The sequence below is a fragment of the Nocardioides sp. Soil774 genome, from assembly GCF_001428125.1.
In the GTDB taxonomy this organism is placed as follows: domain Bacteria; phylum Actinomycetota; class Actinomycetes; order Propionibacteriales; family Nocardioidaceae; genus Nocardioides.
Genome location: NZ_LMSM01000008.1, coordinates 526,358 through 544,746 on the forward strand (window position 1 = coordinate 526,358; position 18,389 = coordinate 544,746).

Annotated in this window: 19 protein-coding genes and 1 tRNA gene; 12 read left to right on the forward strand and 8 right to left on the reverse strand. The window is 70.4% G+C overall.

What is annotated here, in order from left to right; all coding sequences use genetic code 11:
* Window positions 1-59: 59 nt before the first annotated feature.
* The 3 genes from ASG76_RS19435 to ASG76_RS13860 all read right to left on the reverse strand — a co-directional run bounded on the left by ASG76_RS19435 (window position 60) and on the right by ASG76_RS13860 (window position 2,537).
* Window positions 60-668, reverse strand: a complete 609-nt coding sequence (locus tag ASG76_RS19435; protein ID WP_200948172.1) for a hypothetical protein — start codon at window positions 666-668, stop codon at window positions 60-62.
* A gap of 125 nt (window positions 669-793) precedes the next feature.
* Complete coding sequence (locus ASG76_RS13855) at window positions 794-1,291, reverse strand: uracil-DNA glycosylase (protein WP_056604306.1); 498 nt, start codon at window positions 1,289-1,291, stop codon at window positions 794-796.
* 319 nt (window positions 1,292-1,610) lie between these two features.
* A complete protein-coding gene (locus ASG76_RS13860) occupies window positions 1,611-2,537 on the reverse strand; it encodes a LysR family transcriptional regulator (RefSeq protein WP_056604309.1) in 927 nt (308 codons plus the stop codon).
* 93 nt (window positions 2,538-2,630) lie between these two features.
* Between ASG76_RS13860 and ASG76_RS13865 the strand changes: the two genes are divergently transcribed.
* The 7 genes from ASG76_RS13865 to ASG76_RS13895 all read left to right on the forward strand — a co-directional run bounded on the left by ASG76_RS13865 (window position 2,631) and on the right by ASG76_RS13895 (window position 8,929).
* Complete coding sequence (locus ASG76_RS13865) at window positions 2,631-3,773, forward strand: TDT family transporter (protein ID WP_056604312.1); 1,143 nt, start codon at window positions 2,631-2,633, stop codon at window positions 3,771-3,773.
* A gap of 203 nt (window positions 3,774-3,976) precedes the next feature.
* Complete coding sequence (locus ASG76_RS13870) at window positions 3,977-4,534, forward strand: fluoride efflux transporter FluC (protein ID WP_082587519.1); 558 nt, start codon at window positions 3,977-3,979, stop codon at window positions 4,532-4,534.
* Window positions 4,531-4,893: a DUF190 domain-containing protein gene (locus ASG76_RS13875; protein ID WP_056604315.1), complete on the forward strand. Its 363-nt coding sequence runs from the start codon at window positions 4,531-4,533 to the stop codon at window positions 4,891-4,893. The genes ASG76_RS13870 and ASG76_RS13875 overlap by 4 nt, the downstream gene beginning before the upstream one ends.
* Complete coding sequence (crcB, locus tag ASG76_RS13880; RefSeq protein ID WP_056604319.1) at window positions 4,890-5,261, forward strand: fluoride efflux transporter CrcB; 372 nt, start codon at window positions 4,890-4,892, stop codon at window positions 5,259-5,261. The genes ASG76_RS13875 and crcB overlap by 4 nt, the downstream gene beginning before the upstream one ends.
* A 306-nt stretch (window positions 5,262-5,567) precedes the next feature.
* Window positions 5,568-8,312 (forward strand): MobF family relaxase, encoded by a 2,745-nt coding sequence (gene mobF, locus ASG76_RS13885; RefSeq protein ID WP_235529608.1) that lies wholly within the window; start codon window positions 5,568-5,570, stop codon window positions 8,310-8,312.
* Between the two features lie 187 nt (window positions 8,313-8,499).
* Entirely contained in the window at window positions 8,500-8,739 is a 240-nt protein-coding gene (locus ASG76_RS13890) for a hypothetical protein (protein ID WP_056604322.1), read from the forward strand.
* A complete protein-coding gene (locus ASG76_RS13895; RefSeq protein WP_056604326.1) occupies window positions 8,732-8,929 on the forward strand; it encodes a helix-turn-helix domain-containing protein in 198 nt (65 codons plus the stop codon). The genes ASG76_RS13890 and ASG76_RS13895 overlap by 8 nt, the downstream gene beginning before the upstream one ends.
* A 126-nt stretch (window positions 8,930-9,055) precedes the next feature.
* Here the strand turns inward: ASG76_RS13895 and ASG76_RS13900 are convergent.
* Window positions 9,056-9,145: transfer RNA gene (locus tag ASG76_RS13900), tRNA-Ser, on the reverse strand.
* Window positions 9,146-9,312: 167 nt separating this feature from the next.
* On the opposite strand from ASG76_RS13900, the gene ASG76_RS13905 reads away from it, so the two are divergent.
* The 3 genes from ASG76_RS13905 to ASG76_RS13915 are packed head-to-tail and all read left to right on the forward strand — an operon-like array spanning window position 9,313 to window position 14,089.
* A complete protein-coding gene (locus tag ASG76_RS13905; RefSeq protein ID WP_162254113.1) occupies window positions 9,313-11,259 on the forward strand; it encodes a lysophospholipid acyltransferase in 1,947 nt (648 codons plus the stop codon).
* Window positions 11,256-12,689 (forward strand): HAD-IB family hydrolase, encoded by a 1,434-nt coding sequence (locus ASG76_RS13910; protein WP_056604329.1) that lies wholly within the window; start codon window positions 11,256-11,258, stop codon window positions 12,687-12,689. Before ASG76_RS13905 ends, ASG76_RS13910 begins: the two co-directional genes overlap by 4 nt.
* Window positions 12,686-14,089, forward strand: coding sequence for a wax ester/triacylglycerol synthase domain-containing protein (locus ASG76_RS13915; protein ID WP_157559117.1), 1,404 nt, complete (start codon window positions 12,686-12,688; stop codon window positions 14,087-14,089). The genes ASG76_RS13910 and ASG76_RS13915 overlap by 4 nt, the downstream gene beginning before the upstream one ends.
* A 19-nt stretch (window positions 14,090-14,108) precedes the next feature.
* On the opposite strand, the gene ASG76_RS13920 is transcribed toward ASG76_RS13915, so the two are convergent.
* The 3 genes from ASG76_RS13920 to ASG76_RS13930 are packed head-to-tail and all read right to left on the reverse strand — an operon-like array spanning window position 14,109 to window position 15,525.
* Window positions 14,109-14,573, reverse strand: coding sequence for a GNAT family N-acetyltransferase (locus ASG76_RS13920; protein WP_056604335.1), 465 nt, complete (start codon window positions 14,571-14,573; stop codon window positions 14,109-14,111).
* Window positions 14,570-15,043 (reverse strand): nucleoside deaminase, encoded by a 474-nt coding sequence (locus tag ASG76_RS13925; protein ID WP_056604338.1) that lies wholly within the window; start codon window positions 15,041-15,043, stop codon window positions 14,570-14,572. Before ASG76_RS13925 ends, ASG76_RS13920 begins: the two co-directional genes overlap by 4 nt.
* On the reverse strand, window positions 15,040-15,525 hold the full coding sequence (locus ASG76_RS13930; protein WP_056604341.1) for a tRNA adenosine deaminase-associated protein: 486 nt from the start codon (window positions 15,523-15,525) through the stop codon (window positions 15,040-15,042). Before ASG76_RS13930 ends, ASG76_RS13925 begins: the two co-directional genes overlap by 4 nt.
* Before the next feature lie 111 nt (window positions 15,526-15,636).
* Here ASG76_RS13930 and upp point away from each other — a divergent pair, with 111 nt between their 5' ends.
* Window positions 15,637-16,278, forward strand: a complete 642-nt coding sequence (upp, locus tag ASG76_RS13935; protein ID WP_056604344.1) for a uracil phosphoribosyltransferase — start codon at window positions 15,637-15,639, stop codon at window positions 16,276-16,278.
* An 11-nt stretch (window positions 16,279-16,289) separates the two neighbouring features.
* Here the strand turns inward: upp and ASG76_RS13940 are convergent, their stop codons facing one another.
* The gene (locus ASG76_RS13940) at window positions 16,290-16,544 is read right to left on the reverse strand and encodes a hypothetical protein (protein WP_056604347.1); all 255 of its coding nucleotides are present in this window, start codon (window positions 16,542-16,544) and stop codon (window positions 16,290-16,292) included.
* Between the two features lie 522 nt (window positions 16,545-17,066).
* Here ASG76_RS13940 and ASG76_RS13945 point away from each other — a divergent pair.
* Window positions 17,067-18,329 carry an integrase core domain-containing protein gene (locus ASG76_RS13945; RefSeq protein WP_082587552.1) on the forward strand — a complete coding sequence of 421 codons (1,263 nt, stop codon included), beginning with the start codon at window positions 17,067-17,069 and terminating at the stop codon, window positions 18,327-18,329.
* Window positions 18,330-18,389: the final 60 nt, after the last annotated feature.

Sequence of the window (18,389 nt, forward strand, 5' to 3'; positions counted from 1 at the left end):
CGACTCGCGCTCCGGATCGGTTCACCGTGTCGCGCCACGCACGCCTGCTCCGCGCGGTCTCATGGGGCAGCGAAGCGCTTGAGGCGTTGGAGCATCGCGTCGAGGACCGGACCGGCCTGGTCGGTGGCGAAGATGTTCTGCGCGTGGGCCGAGCCCGGCAGGATCGTCACCTCGTTCTCCTCACCGGGGGAGGACGAGGCCAGCTCCGTCGAGACGTTGGCCACGGGCTCGTCCTCGCTGGCCACGAAGAGCTTCGGCTCCTCCCCGAGACCGTCGACCGTTGCGTTCGGCGATAGCAAGATCAGCTGATCGGCCAGCGATGGGTCCTGGCTCGCGAGATCGAGGATAGCGTCGGCCCCAGCGCTGGCCCCGACGAGCGCGACGTCGGCGACTCCCTCGCCCTGCAGCTTCTCCACGGCGTTGCGAATCGCATCGGGGTCGATGTCCTCGACCGCGATCACGCTCGCTCCCTGGTTGGCGATCGCGACGGCTTGCTCCTCCCAACTGGCAGCGTCGAAGGCGGCGCCATGCGCGAGGACGACCCCGTAGTCGCCCTCGCCCCGTCTCAGCGCTGGGGAGCCGGCCACAGAGATCGTCTGCCCCGAGGAGTCGCCAGTCGGGCTGCTGGTCGTCTCGGGTGCCCCTCCGCAGCTGGCGAGGGCCAGCACGACGAGAATTGTTATTGCGGTTCGCCTCAGGGTCCCGAGCATGTCCGCCACAGTAGGTCGCCTGGCGGCCGAAGGTGCCTACGAGGGGTCGGCGGCAATTGGCTTCGCACCAGGGAGTGGGCCGCTCACCGGCAGAGATCTGCGGCTCGTTCCAGAGCGGCGGTGGTTCGCTGGAGGGCTTCCTGGCGCCGGTGTCCGTTGGCAGGTGAGGGGTGGGGAACGGCCAGGGTCGGGACGACGACCGGGTGCTCGGTGAGCGTGAGGTACCTCATCCACCCTTCAAGTGCCGCGCCGCCGAAGGTCACGACCACCCGGAGGTCGATCAGTTCGGCGAGCAGCGCGCTCAAGGCGGGCCGGGCGTCTTCCAGGTCATCGACCCGGGGGGCGCGGAGTCGACCTTCAGGTCCGGTCAGGGCCCAGGGGACGACGTTCCACCGCAGGCAGCGAGCCTGGTCGAGGTTGGAGGAGCTCAGCGCCCGGTGAACCTGTCGGGTGGTGGGATCGTCGTTGTCGAGCGAGCTGAAGCCGAGGTCGCCCGCGGCGACCGTTCTGGGGCCGGGCGCCTCCATCAGTAGCAGCACCTGGGCCTTAGTTCCTGCACCGTCGGGGTCGAACCAGGGCACGAACCTGGAACTGCTCGGACCTTCTAACCGCCACCGTTCGGCCAGCTCGTTCAAGCGGCCAACCGGGTCGTCGTGGACGCGCGCTCGTTTGCCGGCAGGGTCAGGCAGCACGGTGTCCGCTCCAGCCCACGGGCGCAACACCGACAGCCAGGCAGATGCCCGCGAATCCGGCGGCCACCGGGAGGGGGAACGCGTGCTCATCCCGTACATGCGGCGGCGACGTCACAAGGGAAACCCTACGCCGAACCAGCGGTGAGCCATGTGCCCGCACCCGGCTCCACTTCGTGGGCCACCAATTCGTGTGTAGACGCCGTGGTGGTCAGCGCTCAGCCGCACGCGCGATCGCGACGAGGTCACGCACCACCCCGGCCGGCGGGCTCTTGGTTCCGACCCAGACGGCGCGGAAATACCGTCGCAGATCGAGGTCCAAGACCGCCACGACGCTCAGGCTCCCGGAATCCACGTCGCGTGCGACGACACGACGGCTGAGGAACGCCGGCGCGCTGCCGGCAAGGACCGCTTCGCGGACGGCGGTCGCGGTGGTGAGCTCCACCTCTGGGTCGCCCACCACCAAGCCATGCCTGGCCAAGGCGATCTCAAGAACCTCGCGGGTTCCCGAGCCCTGCTCACGACTGGTCAGCGCAAGTTCTGCCACCTCGTCGGGCAACAGCGGGGTGCGTCGTCGACTCAGCGGTGTGCCGGCCGCCGTGACCAGGACGAGCTCGTCCTGGGCGACGGTCACCGACCGCACCGCCACCGGCGCATCGACTCCCTCGACGAAGCCCACGTGGGCTGTTCCTGCGCGAACCGCTTCGACCACGTCTCGGCTGTTGGAGGCATGGAGACTCACTGCCGTCGCCCGGTAGCCCTCGCTCTGCTGTCGCTGGCGCAACTGCACCAGCCAGCGGGGGATCAGACTCTCCGCGATCGTCATGCTGGCCCACACCACGAGCTCGCGACTACGGTCGCCGCGCAACCCCTCGATCGCGGTGTCTACCTCGTCGGCCAGATCGAGCAACCTCGCCGCCCACTCGGCCACGACCACGCCGGCCTCGGTGAGCTGTGATCCACGTGCGCCACGTCGCACGAGCGTCAGCCCTGTCTGGGCCTCCATTCCCCGCACACGTTCGGACGCGGCCTGCTGGCTCATGCCGTTGGCGCGTGCCGTGCCACCGATGCTGCCATGGCGGGCGATGCCCACGAGCAGCCGCAGTCCATCAAGATCGGGAAGATGGGAAGAAGCCACAGGGCCAACTTACCGGTAGTCACAAGCCCCGGTTGTGGATGCACAACTCGGCGGGGACTACTGACCGACCGTGCGCGCTCGCAGACTGAAGTCATGAGCATTCTTGAATCCCGCACCAGCACCAGCGTGCGCCCCGCGGATCGTCGTACCTTCCTGAGCGCTCTCGAAGGACAGCCCGCGTTCGGGTTCATCGGCCCGAACTGGTTCGCCTCGGTGATGGGTACCGGCATCGTCGCGAACGCCGCCGCGACGTTGCCCGTCGAGGTCCCCGGCCTGCTGTTGTTCGCACGGACCGTGTGGGTGCTCGACGTGATCCTGCTCGCCGTCATCAGTACGGCCACGATCATCCACTGGACGCAGCACCCTCGCATCGCACGGGGACACCTCGAAAACCCTGCGATGTCGCACTTCTACGGCGCGCCGGCCATGGCGCTGATGACCGTCGGTGCAGGTGCGCTGCTGGTCGGTCAGCCGCTGGTCGGCCAAGGCACAGCCGTGGGCATCGACTTCGTGCTCTGGACCGCCGGCACCCTGCTCGGTCTCTGGACTGCGGTTGCCGTGCCCTACAAGGCCTTCACCACCCACGAGGTGAAGCCGGACGCCGCCTTCGGAGGCTGGCTGATGCCCGTCGTGCCGCCCATGGTCAGCGCGGCCACCGGTCCGCTGCTGCTGCCCCACCTGCCCGCCGGTCAGTGGCAGCTCAGCATGCAGCTGGCCTGCACGATGATGTTCGGCCTGACCATCGTGGCCAGCCTTGTCGTGATCACGATGATCTGGAGCCGGCTGGTGCACCACAAGGTCGGGGCCGCCGCCGCGGTGCCCACGCTGTGGATCGTGCTCGGCCCGCTCGGCCAGTCGATCACCGCCGCGCACACCCTCGGCGCGACAGCCATCGACGTCTACCCCGCACCGTACGGGCGCGCCTTCGAGGCCATGGGGCTCGTCTACGGCGCACCCATGTGGGGCTTCGCCATGCTGTGGCTCGCGCTCGCGATCGCCATCACGGTCCGCACCGTGCGAGCAGGGATGCCCTTCTCGCTGACCTGGTGGTCCTTCACCTTCCCGGTCGGCACTGTCGTCACCGGGACCTCAGGACTGGCCGCCATCACGGGTGCGCACTTCCTGGCAATCGCCGCAGTCATCTTCTACGTCGGCCTCCTCCTGGCCTGGGGCGCGGTGGCGGTGCGCACCGGGCAGGGTGTGTTCTCCGGCCACCTCCTGCGCGCACCGGCCTGAGCCTGCGGCGATGTCGCCCGCGTTCTCAGACGCTGCGTGGGTGCGGTGACGTGTCCGGGCGGTCGGGTCGCCCGCGTGGCCCGGAGTTGGTTAGCATGAGAGCACACGATGGCGGTGGGGCTCGCCGACAACCGTGGCGCCGGGCCACCAACAGTCCCTACCTGAGACAGGTAGGAGTTCGTGTGCCCGAAAGCAATGACCCCATGGCGGTCGATCGCCTGGTCAACCTCCCCATGGATCCCGACACGGCGACGGACACCGTCGCAAACGGGCCGCACCGTTGGCTCTCCTTTCTGAGGTCGCGGTGGGACGTGCTGCTGGCCATCAGTGCCGGCGGAGCCCTGGGGAGCCTGGCCCGGTGGGGTGTCGGGGCACTCGTCCCGTGGACGGGCTCGACCTTTCCGTGGGCGACGTTCATCGAGAACATCTCCGGGGGCTTCGCCCTCGGCGCGCTGATGGTGTTCGTACTCGACGTGTGGCCACCACATCGCTACCTGCGCCCCTTCCTCGGCGTCGGCGTCCTGGGCGGCTACACGACGTTCTCGACCTACATGCTGGAGACCTGGCACTTGCTCGCCGAGGGCCAGCTGGTCACCGCCTTCACCTATCTGGGCGGGTCGCTGCTGGTCGGGCTGTGCGCGGTGTGGCTCGGCATCGCTTCCGCACGCATGGTGGCGTTCGGATGGCCGCGCCGACGACGGCGTCGGTACCCCGAGCAGTCCACCATCGAGCCCATCGATCACCAAGTGAGGAATTCATGACGCGAGAAGGGCCTGCGACCAGGCTGACCATCATGGTGGGGGAGTCCGACCAGACCCACCACCACCCGGTCTACACCGAGATCGTGCACCGGGCACACCGGGCCGGACTCGCCGGCGCCAGCGTCCTGCGCGGCATCGAGGGGTTCGGCAAATCCAACCACATCCACACCACCCGGCTGTTGTCGATGAGCGGGGACCTCCCCGTCGCAATATGCATCGTCGACACCGAGGAACGGATCCGGGCCTTCCTCCCCGAGTTGGAGGACCTTGAGATCGAGGGGCTGGTAATCCTGGACCCGGTCGAGGTCATCCGGTACGCCGGCCGCCGCCCGTCCGGACGAGCAGAGGACCACCGGTGACGGTCGCGATGGTGCTGCTCGGCGGCGCGATCGGCGCGCCCCTGCGCTACCTCACAGACCTGTTCGTGCAGTCACGACACGACAGCGTCTTCCCCTGGGGCACCTTCACCGTCAACGTCCTCGGCTCCCTGATCTTGGGCGTCACCGCAGCCGCGGTCATCGACCTCGGGGCGCCGGGGTGGGGGCTGACGTTGGTCGGCGCCGGGTTCTGCGGAGCGCTCACGACCTTCTCTACCTTCGGGTTCGAGACCATCCGGCTGCTCGAGCAAGGGTCGGTCCTGACCGCCGCAGCCAACAGTGTCGCAAACCTGGCCCTGGGACTGGGCGCCTGCGCGGGCGGCTTCGCGGTCGCCGCCGCGATGTTGTGAGACCGCATTGGGACCCGCGACCGAACCCCATGCGCGAGCCGCCCAGGATCACGCAGCGTTACACCACCACCGGGGTAGCCACCCTGTGACATCTCAGCGTCGCTATTCGAAACCGCGTGACTCCTCCACTTCTGAGTCATGGCTACGCGTTGACGATGAGTGACGAGTCCCAGTTCCGTTCTCCCAGAACGCCTTCGAAGACCTTCAAACTGAGCGGCACGCATGCTACGAAGGTCCGTAGATCGGTCCGCCCCTCGGGGCGGGCCGAGCGTCATTTCAAGGTTAAGTGACGAGTACTGACGGGCGGTGACGGGCGTGCACGGTGGGGTCAAGTTCTACCGCGGCGCCGCGTCCGCCGCGCGGTCCTACGTCGAAGCCGACCACTCGCGTGCCGACGACTACTACCTGGCCGAGGGCTCCGGAGTGGCCGAGCGTTACGTCGCCACGACTCCGCCGGGGGAGGGGGGACGCGGTGTCTGCGCAGTTCAGTACGGGGGGACGCTCGATGGCGACGCCTACGAGCAGTGGGTCGCCGGCCACGACGTTGAAACTGGAACAGCCAAGGGGCGGCTGCGCGACGACGCGCATGCGCTGCGGTTCGTCGAGGTCGTAATAAACGGACCGAAGTCCTGGTCGCTTGCCGCAGCGCTGCACTCTGAGATCGCGGCGGCCTACGACGCGGCGATGGATCGGGCGGCGGGTGAGGTGATCGCGTGGGTCGGCGAGCACGCCACTACCCGCGTGGGTCCACGTGGTCGGCAGGTGCAGGTCCCGGTGGAGCAGCTCGAGGCGGCAGTGGTGCGGCACTACACCTCGCGTGCCGGGGACCCGCACCGTCACCTTCATGTGCAGATCAACGCCCGTGTTTCTGCGCGCGGGGCGTGGCGGGGACTGCACTCGGTCGGAGTCGTCGACAGTATCGATGCGGTCAACGGGATTGGGCACGCGGCGGTGATGTGCGACCCGGAGTTCAGGGCCGCCCTTGCCGCGCGCGGCTACACCCTCGATGACGACGGCGAGATCGAGCAGCTCGCGCCGTATGCCGGCGGGTTCAGCCAGCGCGCCGCGCAGATCGGGCGCAACGTCGACCGGTACGAGGCCGCGTGGCGTGTCGAGCACCCCAGCCAGGAGCCCGGACCGCGACTGCGTCAGACCTGGGACCGACGCGCGTGGGCCGACGCTAGGCCAGACAAGGTCGTGCCCCGCAGCGGCGCCGACCTCGTCGCCGCATGGAACCGAGAGCTGCGCGACCTCGGCTTCACCCCACCGACCACCCCAGCCACCACCGCGCCCACCAACCTGACGACGCAGCTGGGTCTGCAGATCGGTCAGATCGACCGCGACGTCGCCGCCGACCTGGTGCTGACCAGGCTCGGGTCCAGGCGCTCGGCGTGGAACGCACCGGACATCCGGGGCGAGGTCGAACGGCTCATCGCCTCCGTCGGGATCGTCGCCGAACGAGCGGTCCGGCACGAGCTGGTCGAGGACATCGCCGAGCGTGCCCAGACGCGGTGTGTGCCGCTGCTGAAACGCGACGATGTCCCCGAGCACGTCCGCAGCCTGACCTCCGAGCGGGTCCTCGCCGTCGAGGCCGACCTCGCCAACACCGTCGTCGCGCGGGCGTCGAGGCCGGTGAGCGCCGCAGTCAGGCTCCGGGGCATCGAGCACCTCGACCCTGCACAACGCCGCGTCGTCGCGGCGCTGGTCGGTGATGCGGGTCTGCTCGTGATCGAGGGCGCCGCCGGCACCGGAAAGACCACGACCCTCGCCATCGCACGCGACCTGCTCGACGCGTACGACCGACGGCTCGTGGTCGTCACCCCGACCCTCAAGGCTGCTCAGGCAGCTCGGGAGCAGGTCGGTGCCGACGCGTTCTCTGCCGCCTGGCTCGTCCACCAACACGGGTATAGGTGGGATGAGGACGGCCACTGGTCGCAGACAGACGCTGCACCTGAGGCCCGGGCACGTCTGGCTTCTGGTGACGTTCTCTTGGTGGACGAGGCCGGGATGCTTGACCAGGACACCGCCCGGGCGCTGTTCGCCATCGCCGACCGCGCGCACGCCACGGTTGCGCTGCTAGGTGACCGCCACCAGCTGCCGGCGGTCGGCCGCGGCGGCGTTCTCGACCTCGCCACGCGCTGGGTGGCACCCGGAGCGCACCACGAGCTTGAGTCGGTCCACCGGTTCGCCGATCCCGCCTACGCCGACCTCAGCCTGCTCATGCGCACGAGTGAGCGGTCTGGTGAGGTCTTCGACGCCCTCCTCGAACGCGGGCAGATCGTCCTCCATGCCAGCGAGGTCGAACGCGCGGCAGCCCTGGCCGCCATCGGCGCTAACGGTGCGGATAACGGTGACCAGCTCGTCATCGCCGATACCCGCGACCAAGTCGGTGCCCTCAACGCAGCCATCCGCGACCGTCGCCACGGCATTGGCACACCAGTCGGTGAGCAATCTGGTGAGCGCCCGGGTGAAGGGGTCAGTGAGCCCGTCACGCGTCGTGGTGAGCGGATCGGTCTAGGCGACCGAGTCGCTACCAGGCGCAACAACCGCGACCTCGACGTCGCCAACCGCGACACCTGGACCGTGGCCGGAATCAGCGACGACGGCAGCGTCCTGGTCACTGGCCGGGCGGGCCATCGCACGCTGCCGGCGGAGTACGTCCGCAAGCACGTCGAGCTCGCCTTCACCACCACCGCCTACGGAGCGCAAGGCGAGACCGTCGACTCGGCACACTTCGCACTTGGTGAGACCACCGGCGCCGCCTCGGCATACGTCGCCATGACCCGTGGCCGCCACCGCAACACAGCCCACCTCGTCGCAGAGTCCATCGACGACGCCCGCAGCCAGTGGGTCGACGTGTTCAGCCGCGACCGCGCGGACCTTGGGCCCAGGCACGCGGCACAGAGGGCCGCAGACGACATCGACCGGTACGGACCCACCGCGCGGCCGCCCTCCGTCGGACTACAGGCCGCAGCGCTGCGCGCTGGCCCGAGTCGCCCACCCCAGCCGATCCCGAGCCCCCGACCGGCCTCTCGCGGGATCGGCCGCTGAACCAGGTCGATGGACCTAGGTTCTCCGATCCACGTGACCGCTGCGCGCCCCCAAGACGACGTAGGAGACACGGAGAAGCTGATCTCGACAGGAATGGCCACCAGCCGTCCGGTCCGCGCAGCGCGATGTTGCTTCTCTTGAAAAGGACTCGCCGAACCCATCGGCGGCCACGACGAAAGGCGACGAGATGGTCACACCCATCGGCATCCCAGACGATTGGGACGACGACAACCTGATCCTGTTCGAGGAGTTCTGCGAGCTCATCCGCACACCGCAGCGCACCGTTCGTGACTGGCGTCAGCGCGGCGTCGGACCCAGATGGGCCCGCTTCCAGGGTGTCGGTCGGCTCTACATCACCGTGGCCGAGGCCCGACGCTTCCTCGCCTCCGCCACCGCCACCCGGGCAGAGGTGCGCTCCGATGGCTGAGCGACGCGCCGCTCCGGTCTACCTGAGCCTCGAGGAGGCAGCCGAGTCCATGGCGGTCTCGGTCAAGACGATCCGGCGCTGGATCGCCGCCGGCACCCTCCCGGCGTACCGCTGCGGCAAACGGGCCATCCGGATCAGGCTCGAAGATCTCGAGGCCGCGCCACGGCAGATCCCGTCCGCGCGGTGGTGAAAGCCCCGGACGATCGGGGCCCTCCGGGGCGAACACGTCTCGGTTCATCTGGCACGTATCTGGCACGGCCCGGAAATCAAACAGCCTCTGACCTGGCATCTTCGCAGGTCAGAGGCTGTTTTCTGTTGGCGGTGGCGGTGGGATTTGAACCCACGGTGGGTTTGACCCCACACAACATTTCGAGTGTTGCACCTTCGGCCGCTCGGACACGCCACCGCGCGGAAGGTTACCGGAGGGTGGCCGTGAGGTCGAAACCGGCGGCTCGCCCGCGATCGGAGCGGGGCGCGGGAGCAGAGGCATGGTCAGGGACGGCGTACGGCAGGTACGTTTCGGCGCACGCCTGTGCTCGCGCCTCGCGCGAGCGGGAAGGAGCGGTGCTGCCGGTGGCTGCCGTCCGACGTGTCCGAGACCTCGCCCGTGCCGCACTGCCCCGGAGCGTGGGGGAGCGGCTGCCCGCGGCCCCGCCGCAGGAGGTGACCGAGCTCCTGCACGACAAGCGCTTCCAGCGCGCCGTGGCCGAGGCGGCCGAGGAGCAGCGCCGTCCTGAGGAGGAGGTCTGGGAGGAGGTCAAGGGCTACCTCCACGAGATGGCCGCCGCCCACGACGACCGCGCCTCGCAGGGCTGGGCGCGCATGGGCGAGTGGTTCCTGCGTGCCTACGACGTCCTCGTCGACGAGGACGACATGCAGATGCTGAAGAAGGTGGACCGCGACCACAGCCTGGCGCTGGCCTTCAGCCACCGCTCCTACCTCGACGGCATGGTCATCCCCAACGCGCTGTCGTCACGACGGTTCTCCCCGACCTACACCTTCGGCGGGGCCAACCTCAACCTGCCGGTCATCGGCTCGTTCGCCAGCCGCACCGGCCTCATCTTCATCCGACGCTCCACGCAGGAGATCCCGGTCTACCGGCTCGCGCTGCGCTCCTACATCCGCCAGATGGTGGCCAACAAGCGCAACCTCGCCTGGTCGATCGAGGGCGGACGCACCCGCACCGGCAAGCTCCGCCCGCCCGTCCACGGCATCCTGAAGTACCTCACCGACACCGTGCACGACGGCGGCGGCGACGACGCCCCCGACGTGCAGGTCGTGCCGGTCTCGGTCGTCTACGACCAGCTGCACGAGGTCTCGCGGATGACCGAGGAGGCGCGCGGCGCCAGCAAGACCCCGGAGGACTGGCGCTGGCTGGTGCGCTTCGCGCGGCTGCAGCGCAACCGCCTCGGTCGCGCCTACCTGACCGTCGGGGAGCCGTTCTCCCTGCGCGAGCGCATGGACGCCCTCGCCGCGGAGGGCGTGACCGGCCACCAGGCGGTCGAGCGGGTCGCGCTCGACATCTCCCACCGGATCAACCGGGCGACGCCCGTCACCGTGACCGCGATCGTCTCGCTCGCGCTCCTCGGCGCCGACCGGGCGCTGACCATGGACGAGGTGCTCGAGACCGTCGAGCCGCTCGCCGCCTACATCGACGCCCGCCACTGGCCGGTCGCCGGCGCGGCCGACCTGCGCGACCGCTCCACCATCCGCCGCGCGCTCGCCGAGCTGGCTCGCAGCGGGGTGCTGACGGCGTACGACCAGGGCACCGAGCCGGTCTGGAAGATCGGCGACGACCAGCACCTGGTCGCCGCGTTCTACCGCAACACGGTGATCCACATCCTCGTCGAGCGGGCGATCGGCGAGCTCGCCCTGCTGACCGTCAGCGAGCTCGAGCCCGACGCCGAGCTGCCCCCGGGCGGCGCGCTCCAGGTCGGGTGGGAGGAGGCGAAGCGGATGCGCGACCTGCTGAAGTTCGAGTTCTTCTTCCCCGGTCGCGCCGGCTTCGAGGACGACCTGCGCACCGAGCTGCAGCTGCTCGTCGGCGGCGAGGGTGTCACCGACATGACGCCCGAACGGGCCCGCGAGCTGCTGGTCAGCGCGCGTCCGCACCTGGCCCACCTGGTGCTCCGGCCCTTCCTCGACGCCTACCTCGTGCTCGCCGACCGCCTCGCCGACCACGGCGACAGCACCGTCGACGAGGACGCGCTGCTGGCCGACGCGCTGGCCGTGGGCCGGCAGTGGGCGCTGCAGCGCAGGGTCGCGAGCGTGGAGTCGATCTCGCTCGAGCTCTTCCGCACCGCGATGGCGCTGGCGCGCCACAAGGGCCTGCTCGAGGGCAGCGACGGTGTCGGCTCGGCCCGTGAGGCGTTCGCCGCGGAGCTGCGCGACTCGGTGCGCCGGGTCAACATCATCGGCGAGATCGCCGGCGAGCCGGTGGTCGTGGTGCAGCCGCAGGTCGACGAGCCCGAGGGGTCGGAGCAGGCGGAGGACGCCGAGCAGGCCGGGGATCGCTGGTGAGCGGCCTCTCCGCCGCGGCCCGCGAGGCGATCGAGGCCATCGAGGCGGGCCCGCAGGGCCCGAAGATCGGGGCGTTCTTCGACCTCGACGGCACCCTGGTCGCGGGCTACACCGCGGCCACGTTCTACGGCGACCGGCTCAAGGGCCGCGACGTGTCGCCGGCGGAGTTCCTGCGCACGGTGGTGACCGCCGTCGACGGCGAGCTCGGGGGAGACCCGACCCGCATCGCCCACGTCGCCTTCTCGGCCATGCGCGGAGAGTCCGAGGAGGCGTTCGCCGACCTCGGTGAGCGGCTCTTCCGCTCCAAGATCGCCGGCACCATCCGCCGCGAGTCGCGCGCGCTGGTGCACGCCCACCAGCGTGCCGGGCACACGGTCGCGGTGGCCTCGGCGGCCACGAAGTACCAGATCGCGCCGGTCGCCCGCGACCTCGGCGTCGAGCACCTCGTGTGCACGCAGCTGGTGGTCGAGGACGGCCAGTTCACCGGCGCGACCGACGGCCCGATGCTGTGGGGCCGGCACAAGGCCAGCGGCGTACGCGCCTTCGCCCGCGAGCACGGCGTCGACCTGGGCGAGTCCTACGCCTACGGCAACGGCTACGAGGACGTCGCCTTCCTCTCCTCCGTCGGCCACCCCACCGCCCTCAACCCGCACCGCGACCTGCGCGCCGCCGCCGGCCGGCTCGGCTGGCCGGTGCTCGACCTGTCCGACCCCGTCGGTGGCTCGCTCGTCGCGGCGGGGCGCACGGTCGCCGCGCTCGCCGGGATGAACGCCGGTGTCGCCGCCGGCATCGCCTACGGCCTCACCCGCGGCGACCGGCGCGAGGGCCGCAACACCGCCATCAAGCTGGCCACCTCGCTGCCGATGGCCCTGGCCGGGGTGAAGGTCGAGGTGCTCCACCGCGAGCGCCTGTGGACCCACCGTCCGGCGATCTTCGTGGCCAACCACCAGAGCGCGCTCGACATCCCCGTGCTGGGCAACCTGCTCGAGCGTGACTTCACCATCGTGGCCAAGAAGGAGGCGCGGTGGGACCCGCGCGCCGTCATCGGCTCGGTGGTGATCGACCCGGCCTACATCGACCGGTCCGACTCCGAGTCGGCGCGCGCGACCCTCGACGGCGTCGTCGACCGGATCCGTGGCGGCACCTCGCTCATGATCTTCCCCGAGGGCACCCGCTCGCCGACCCCGGCGCTCGGGCCGTTCCGCAAGGGCGCGTTCCACCTCGCCGCGCAGGCGGGGGTGCCGGTCGTGCCGGTCGTGCTGCGCAACACCGGTGAGCTGATGCGTCGCAGCTCGCTGGTGCTCAACCCCGGGGTCGTCGACGTGTGCGTGCTGGAGCCCGAGACCGACTGGAGCGTCGACGACATGAGCGAGCGGATCGCCGCGCTGCGGGCGAAGTTCGAGGACACACTGGCGAGGTGGCCGGCATGACGAGCACGGAGGACTTCGAGCGCTGGGGCGGGGCGGCGGCCTGGTCGTCGGGCGCCGAGCTCACCGCCATGCAGACCCTGCTCTGGCGCGCCGAGCGCCACCCCGTGCAGTCGTCGACCAGCACGGTCGTCATCGACCTCGACCGCGCGCCCGACTGGAAGCGCTTCGTCGCCGCGACGGAGTGGGGCACCGGGCTCGTACGCCGCCTGCGCCAGCGCGTCGTCGACCCGGTCGTGCCCACCGCAGCGCCGACCTGGGCCGACGACCCGACGTTCGACCTGGCCTACCACCTGCGCCGCGAGCGGGCCGACAGCCGCGAGGAGATGCTGGCCGCGGCCGCGCAGGTCGCCCTGCGGCCCTTCGACCGGTCCCGTCCGCTGTGGGAGGGCGTGCTGTTCGAGCTGCCCGACAGTGCGGCCTACGTCCTCAAGATCCACCACGCGCTCGCCGACCCGCTCGGCACCGTGCAGCTGCTGTCGATGCTGCAGTCGGGCCGCCGCGCGCACACCCCGCGCAAGCCGCTCGGTGACGACGCGGCGGCACCGGTCGGCACCGACGGGGTGGAGCTCGCGGTCGCCGGCCTGCGCACCGACGTCTCCACGCTGCCCGACGCCGCCCGGGCGGCGGCACGCACCCTCGGCCACGCCGCCGTACGGCCGCAGGCGGTCGTCTCCTCCGCGCTGCGCTACGGCGCGTCCGTGCGCCGGCTGCTCACCCAGGCCGCGCCGCCCTCGCCGGAGCTCGGCCCGCGCACCGGCAAGATGTGGACGTTCCTCACCCTCGAGGCGCCGCTCGAGCCGCTGCGCACGGTCGCGAGGCAGGGCGGCGGCACCCTCGACGACGCGGCGGTCGCCCTGGTGCTGGGCGGACTGCGCCGCTACCACGCGCGGCGCGACAGCCCTGTGCGCGAGCTGCCCGTCGGCGTACGGGTCTCGCTCGACCGCGCCGACGACCTCGGCAACCGCTTCGCCGGCGCGCTCATCTCCGGTCCGCTCTCGATCGAGGACCCCGTCGACCGGGTCGCCGCGGTGCGCGGCGAGGTGCTCTCGCTGCACACCGAGCGCGCGCTCGAGGTGCTCGACGCGACCGCGCCGGTGCTCAACCGGATGCCGTCCTTCGTCGGGGCCTCGGCCCTGCGCACGGCGGTCGCGCCGGACGCCTTCGTCCTCACGCTGCCCGGCCCGCCGCGCAAGCGCTTCATGGCCGGTGCCGAGGTGCAGGGGATGTACGTCCTCGGGCCGCTGCCCGGTGCCGCGCTGACCGCGTGCCTGGTGACGGTGGGCGACACCGCCTGCATCGGCGTCAACGTCGACGCCAGCGCGGTGGCCGACCTCGACGCGCTGCGCGCGTGCCTGGCCGAGGGCCTCGAGGAGATGGTGGCCGCCGGCCTCGGTGGTTGAGGAGGTCGCTCCGCGACCGTCACGAAACCGGGCCGACGTAGCAGAGCATCCGCCAGTCCGTGCCGTCCTCGACGTTGCCGAAGCCCCGGCGCTCGTAGAAGCGGCGGGCGTCGGCGTCGACCTCGTCGACGTTGATGTGCATCTCCGGCGAGCCGAGCGCGGCAGCGACCTCCCGGCACGTCGCGAGGAGAAGGGTGCCGGTGCCGCGGTCGCGCAGGCCCGGCACGACGTAGAGCTCGTCGAGGTGGGACACCGGTCCGTCGAACCAGATCGCCGGGCGCAGCACGACCAGCGCGAAGCCGACCGCGGCGCCGTCGTCCTCCGCCAGCACCGCGACGACGTCCTCGCGTGCGAGCAGGCCTGCGAAGCGGGCACCCAGCACGTCGGCCTCGTCGGTCGCCGACCCGAACTCGGTGTTGAAGTCGTGCAGCAGCCGGCCGAGCACCCCGGCGTCGTCGCCGGTCGCGCGGCGGACGAGGGTCACGCCCGCTCCGCCCGGTGGTGGGAGAAGAACTCGTCGAGCAGAGCGGTCGACTCCGCAGCCAGCACGCCTGCGACGACCTCGGGGCGGTGGTTGAGGCGGCGGTCGCGCACCACGTCCCAGAGCGAGCCGACCGCGCCCAGCTTGTCGTCGTACGCCCCGAAGACGAGGCGGTCGACCCGGGCGAGCACCAGCGCGCCGGCGCACATCGTGCAGGGCTCGAGCGTGACGACGAGGGTGCAGCCGGTCAGCCGCCACTCCCCGCGCGCGGCGGCCGCGGCGCGCAGCGCGACCACCTCGGCGTGCCCGGTCGGGTCTGCGTCGGACTCACGCGTGTTGCGGCCGGTGCCGATGACCGTGCCGGCCTCGTCGAGCACGACGGCCCCGACCGGTACGTCGTCGCCGGCCAGCGCCGCACGCGCCTCGGCGAGGGCCAGACGCATCGGGTCGGCCCAGGGTTCGAGCGGCCTCATGCCGAGGTGAGGCCCACGGCGTCGTCGAAGAGCTCGCCGAAGCCGAGGCGGCGCGCGATCTCGGACAGCATCTCGTCAGGGTAGAGCTCGACGTCGTCGAGCAGGGCACCGAGCTCGCTCGCGGGCAGGCCCAGGTCGCCGAGCAGCTCGAGGTCGCCGGCCGGCACCTCGACGTCGTCGTCCTCCGGGGGTGGCAGGCCGAGGAAGTCGATCGCCGACTGCGCGAGCTCCCACTCGTCGGCGGCGGTGACGTCGGAGAGCAGCACGCGGGCCGTGGTGTGGTCGACGCGCACGATCACGAAGAAGTCCTCGGCGACCGCGACCATGCCGACCGCGCCCGCCTCGCCCGACACGTGGCGCAGGGCGTGGCTGAGCGACTCGATGGTCTCGTAGGCCGGGGAGGCGATGTCCTGGACCTGCCAGTCGCCGTCCTCGAGCCACGCGGCCAGCGCGAAGTCGATCTCCCCGCTCTGCTCTGGCATGACCGGCCTCCCCACCGTGATCAGACCTCCAATGTCGCAGAAAGCAGGGGGCCCGCCAACCCTCTTGTCGGGGACGATGCGTGCAGGCGCGGACCCACTAGGGTGAGCGCCATGCGCCTGCACGTGGTGAACCACCCCCTCGTCTCCCACAAGCTCACCGTCCTCCGCGACGAGAACACCGACTCGCCGACCTTCCGGCGGTTGACCGACGAGCTGGTCACCCTCCTCGCCTACGAGGCGACCCGCGAGGTGCGCGTCGACCCGCTGGACATCACCACCCCGGTCGGGCCCACCACCGGCGTCTACCTCGCCCAGCCCAAGCCGATGGTGGTGCCGATCCTGCGTGCCGGTCTCGGCATGCTCGACGGGATGATGCGGCTCCTGCCGACGGCCGAGGTGGGCTTCCTCGGGATGGTGCGCAACGAGGAGACGCTCGAGGCCTCGACCTACGCCGAGCGCCTGCCCGAGGACCTCTCCGGTCGCCAGTGCTACGTCCTCGACCCGATGCTGGCCACTGGCGGCACCCTGGCCGCGGCCATCCGCTTCCTCACCGACCGCGGCGCCGACGACATCACCGCCATCTGCCTGCTCGTCGCGCCCGAGGGCGTGGCCAACCTCGAGGCCGGCCTCGCCGACCTCGACGTCCCGGTGACCGTCGTGACCGCCGCCCAGGACGAGAAGCTCAACGAGAAGGGCTACATCGTCCCGGGCCTCGGCGACGCCGGCGACCGGTTGTACGGCGTCGCGCACTGAGGCTGCTCCCCCTACGCCTCGGCCAGCACCCGCACGACCTGCACCGACGCGGAGGGGATCGCAGTCCTGATCCCGTCCGCCATGGACCGCGCGCTCGCCTCGTCCTGCAGGACCACGACGGCGTGCGCCTCGCTGTCCGAGTCGGGTGCCTGACCCCAGATCGCACGGACGAAGCCCGGTTGCTGGCTGACGGTTGCTGCGATGTGCCCCAGGGCCTCCGCGTCGAGGGGACCCTCGACGGGCCACGTGCCGATGATCGCGAACACCGCGCGCTCCTCCGTGGTCGGTTGCGGGACGACGCAACCCTGCCCGAGGGACCGTACGGAGTCGACCCTTCCTGGACCGAACCTCCGACATCCCTGCCCTCTCGCTGGAAGGTGAGTGTGTTATGTCGCAGGACATCGGTGACGAACCTGTACCAGGACATCGGTGACACTTTCGGTGTCCTTGGTGGTGACACTTCTCCCCGCCGTGTGCACCTGATGCTCTGGCGGTGGCTGCCAATGACCCCTCGATCCCCGTGTCCGACTCGCGATCGCGCAGTGGCCTGAAGANAGTCCTGAGACACCAACTGTTACCGATGTCCTGATGCAGAACTGTCACCGATGTCCTGAGACATCACACAGTCGCCGCCCAGTGTTATGTCGCAGGACATCGGTGACGAACCTGTACCAGGACATCGGTGACACTTTCGGTGTCCTTGGTGGTGACACTTCTCCCCGCCGTGTGCACCTGATGCTCTGGCGGTGGCTGCCAATGAACCCCTCGATCCCCGTGTCCGACTCGCGATCGCGCAGTGGCCTGAAGATGCTCCTCGGGGCGCTGTCACGACGTTCTGCGCCGAGCACGACATCAGCCGCAAGACGTTCTACGACCTACGCAAGCGCGCCAGGGTCGACGGGCCGGCCGCGGTGCTCGAACCCCGGTCCCGTCGGCCGCGGTCGAGCCCGTCGAAGGTCAGCGAAGAGGTCAAGGCCCAAGCCATCCAGGTCCGTGCTGCGCTGGATTCTTCCGGCTTGGACCACGGCCCGATCAGCGTGCACGACAAGATGCGCACGATGGGGCTCGCCCCGGTCCCGTCGATCGCGTCGCTGGCCCGGATCTTCCGCGAAGCCGGGGTGGCACGTCTGGAGCCGAAGAAGAAGCCACGCTCGGCATGGCGTCGGTTCGTCTACCCCGCACCGAACGCGTGCTGGCAGCTCGATGCCACCGAGTACGTCCTCACTGGTGGGCGCACGTGCGTGATCTTCCAGCTCATCGACGACCACTCCCGCTACGCGGTCGCCTCCCACGTCGCGTGGGGTGAGACCGCCGACGCCGCGATCGTCGTGTTCGACAAGGCCGTGGCCGCCCACGGCGTGCCGCAGCGGCTGCTTTCCGACAACGGCACCGCGCTCAATCCCTCCCGGCGCGGGCACCTCGGTCAGCTGGTGCAACACGTGTCACGACTGGGCGTGGAGCCGATCACCGGCAAGCCCTACAAGCCGACCACCCAGGGCAAGAACGAACGCTTCCACCAGACCCTGTTCCGCTACCTCGACAAGCAGCCACTGGCCGACACACTGGCCGCCCTGCAGACCCAGGTCGACGCGTTCGACCACATCTACAACACCCAACGCCCCCACCAAGGACTCCCCGGACGCACCACACCTCAGGTCGCCTGGGATGCCACAGACAAGGCCGAAGCCCCCCGCCCACGACCCGAGCAGCCGACCACCGGCCCCACCCCRGCCCACCGGCTAATGGCACAGGCACGATCGCCTCGACTCCGCCGGGCACCCGAACCGAGCCAGCTCCTGGCCGATACCTCCATCAAGAAGCTGACGAGCATCGGCACCTTCTGGCTCGACGGAGTGCACTACCGGGTCGGCGGACAACACGCCTTCCAGCGCGTCCTGGYCATCGCCGACGGCGACACCATCACCGTCGCCGACCTCGACGGCGAAGTCCTTATCGAGCACACCCGCCCAGCACCGGGGATCAAGTACGTCGGCAACGGCAGACCTCCAGGCATGCCGCCCAAGCCACCCCAAGAGTCACCGAAGTCCTGAGACACCAACTGTTACCGATGTCCTGATGCAGAACTGTCACCGATGTCCTGAGACATCACA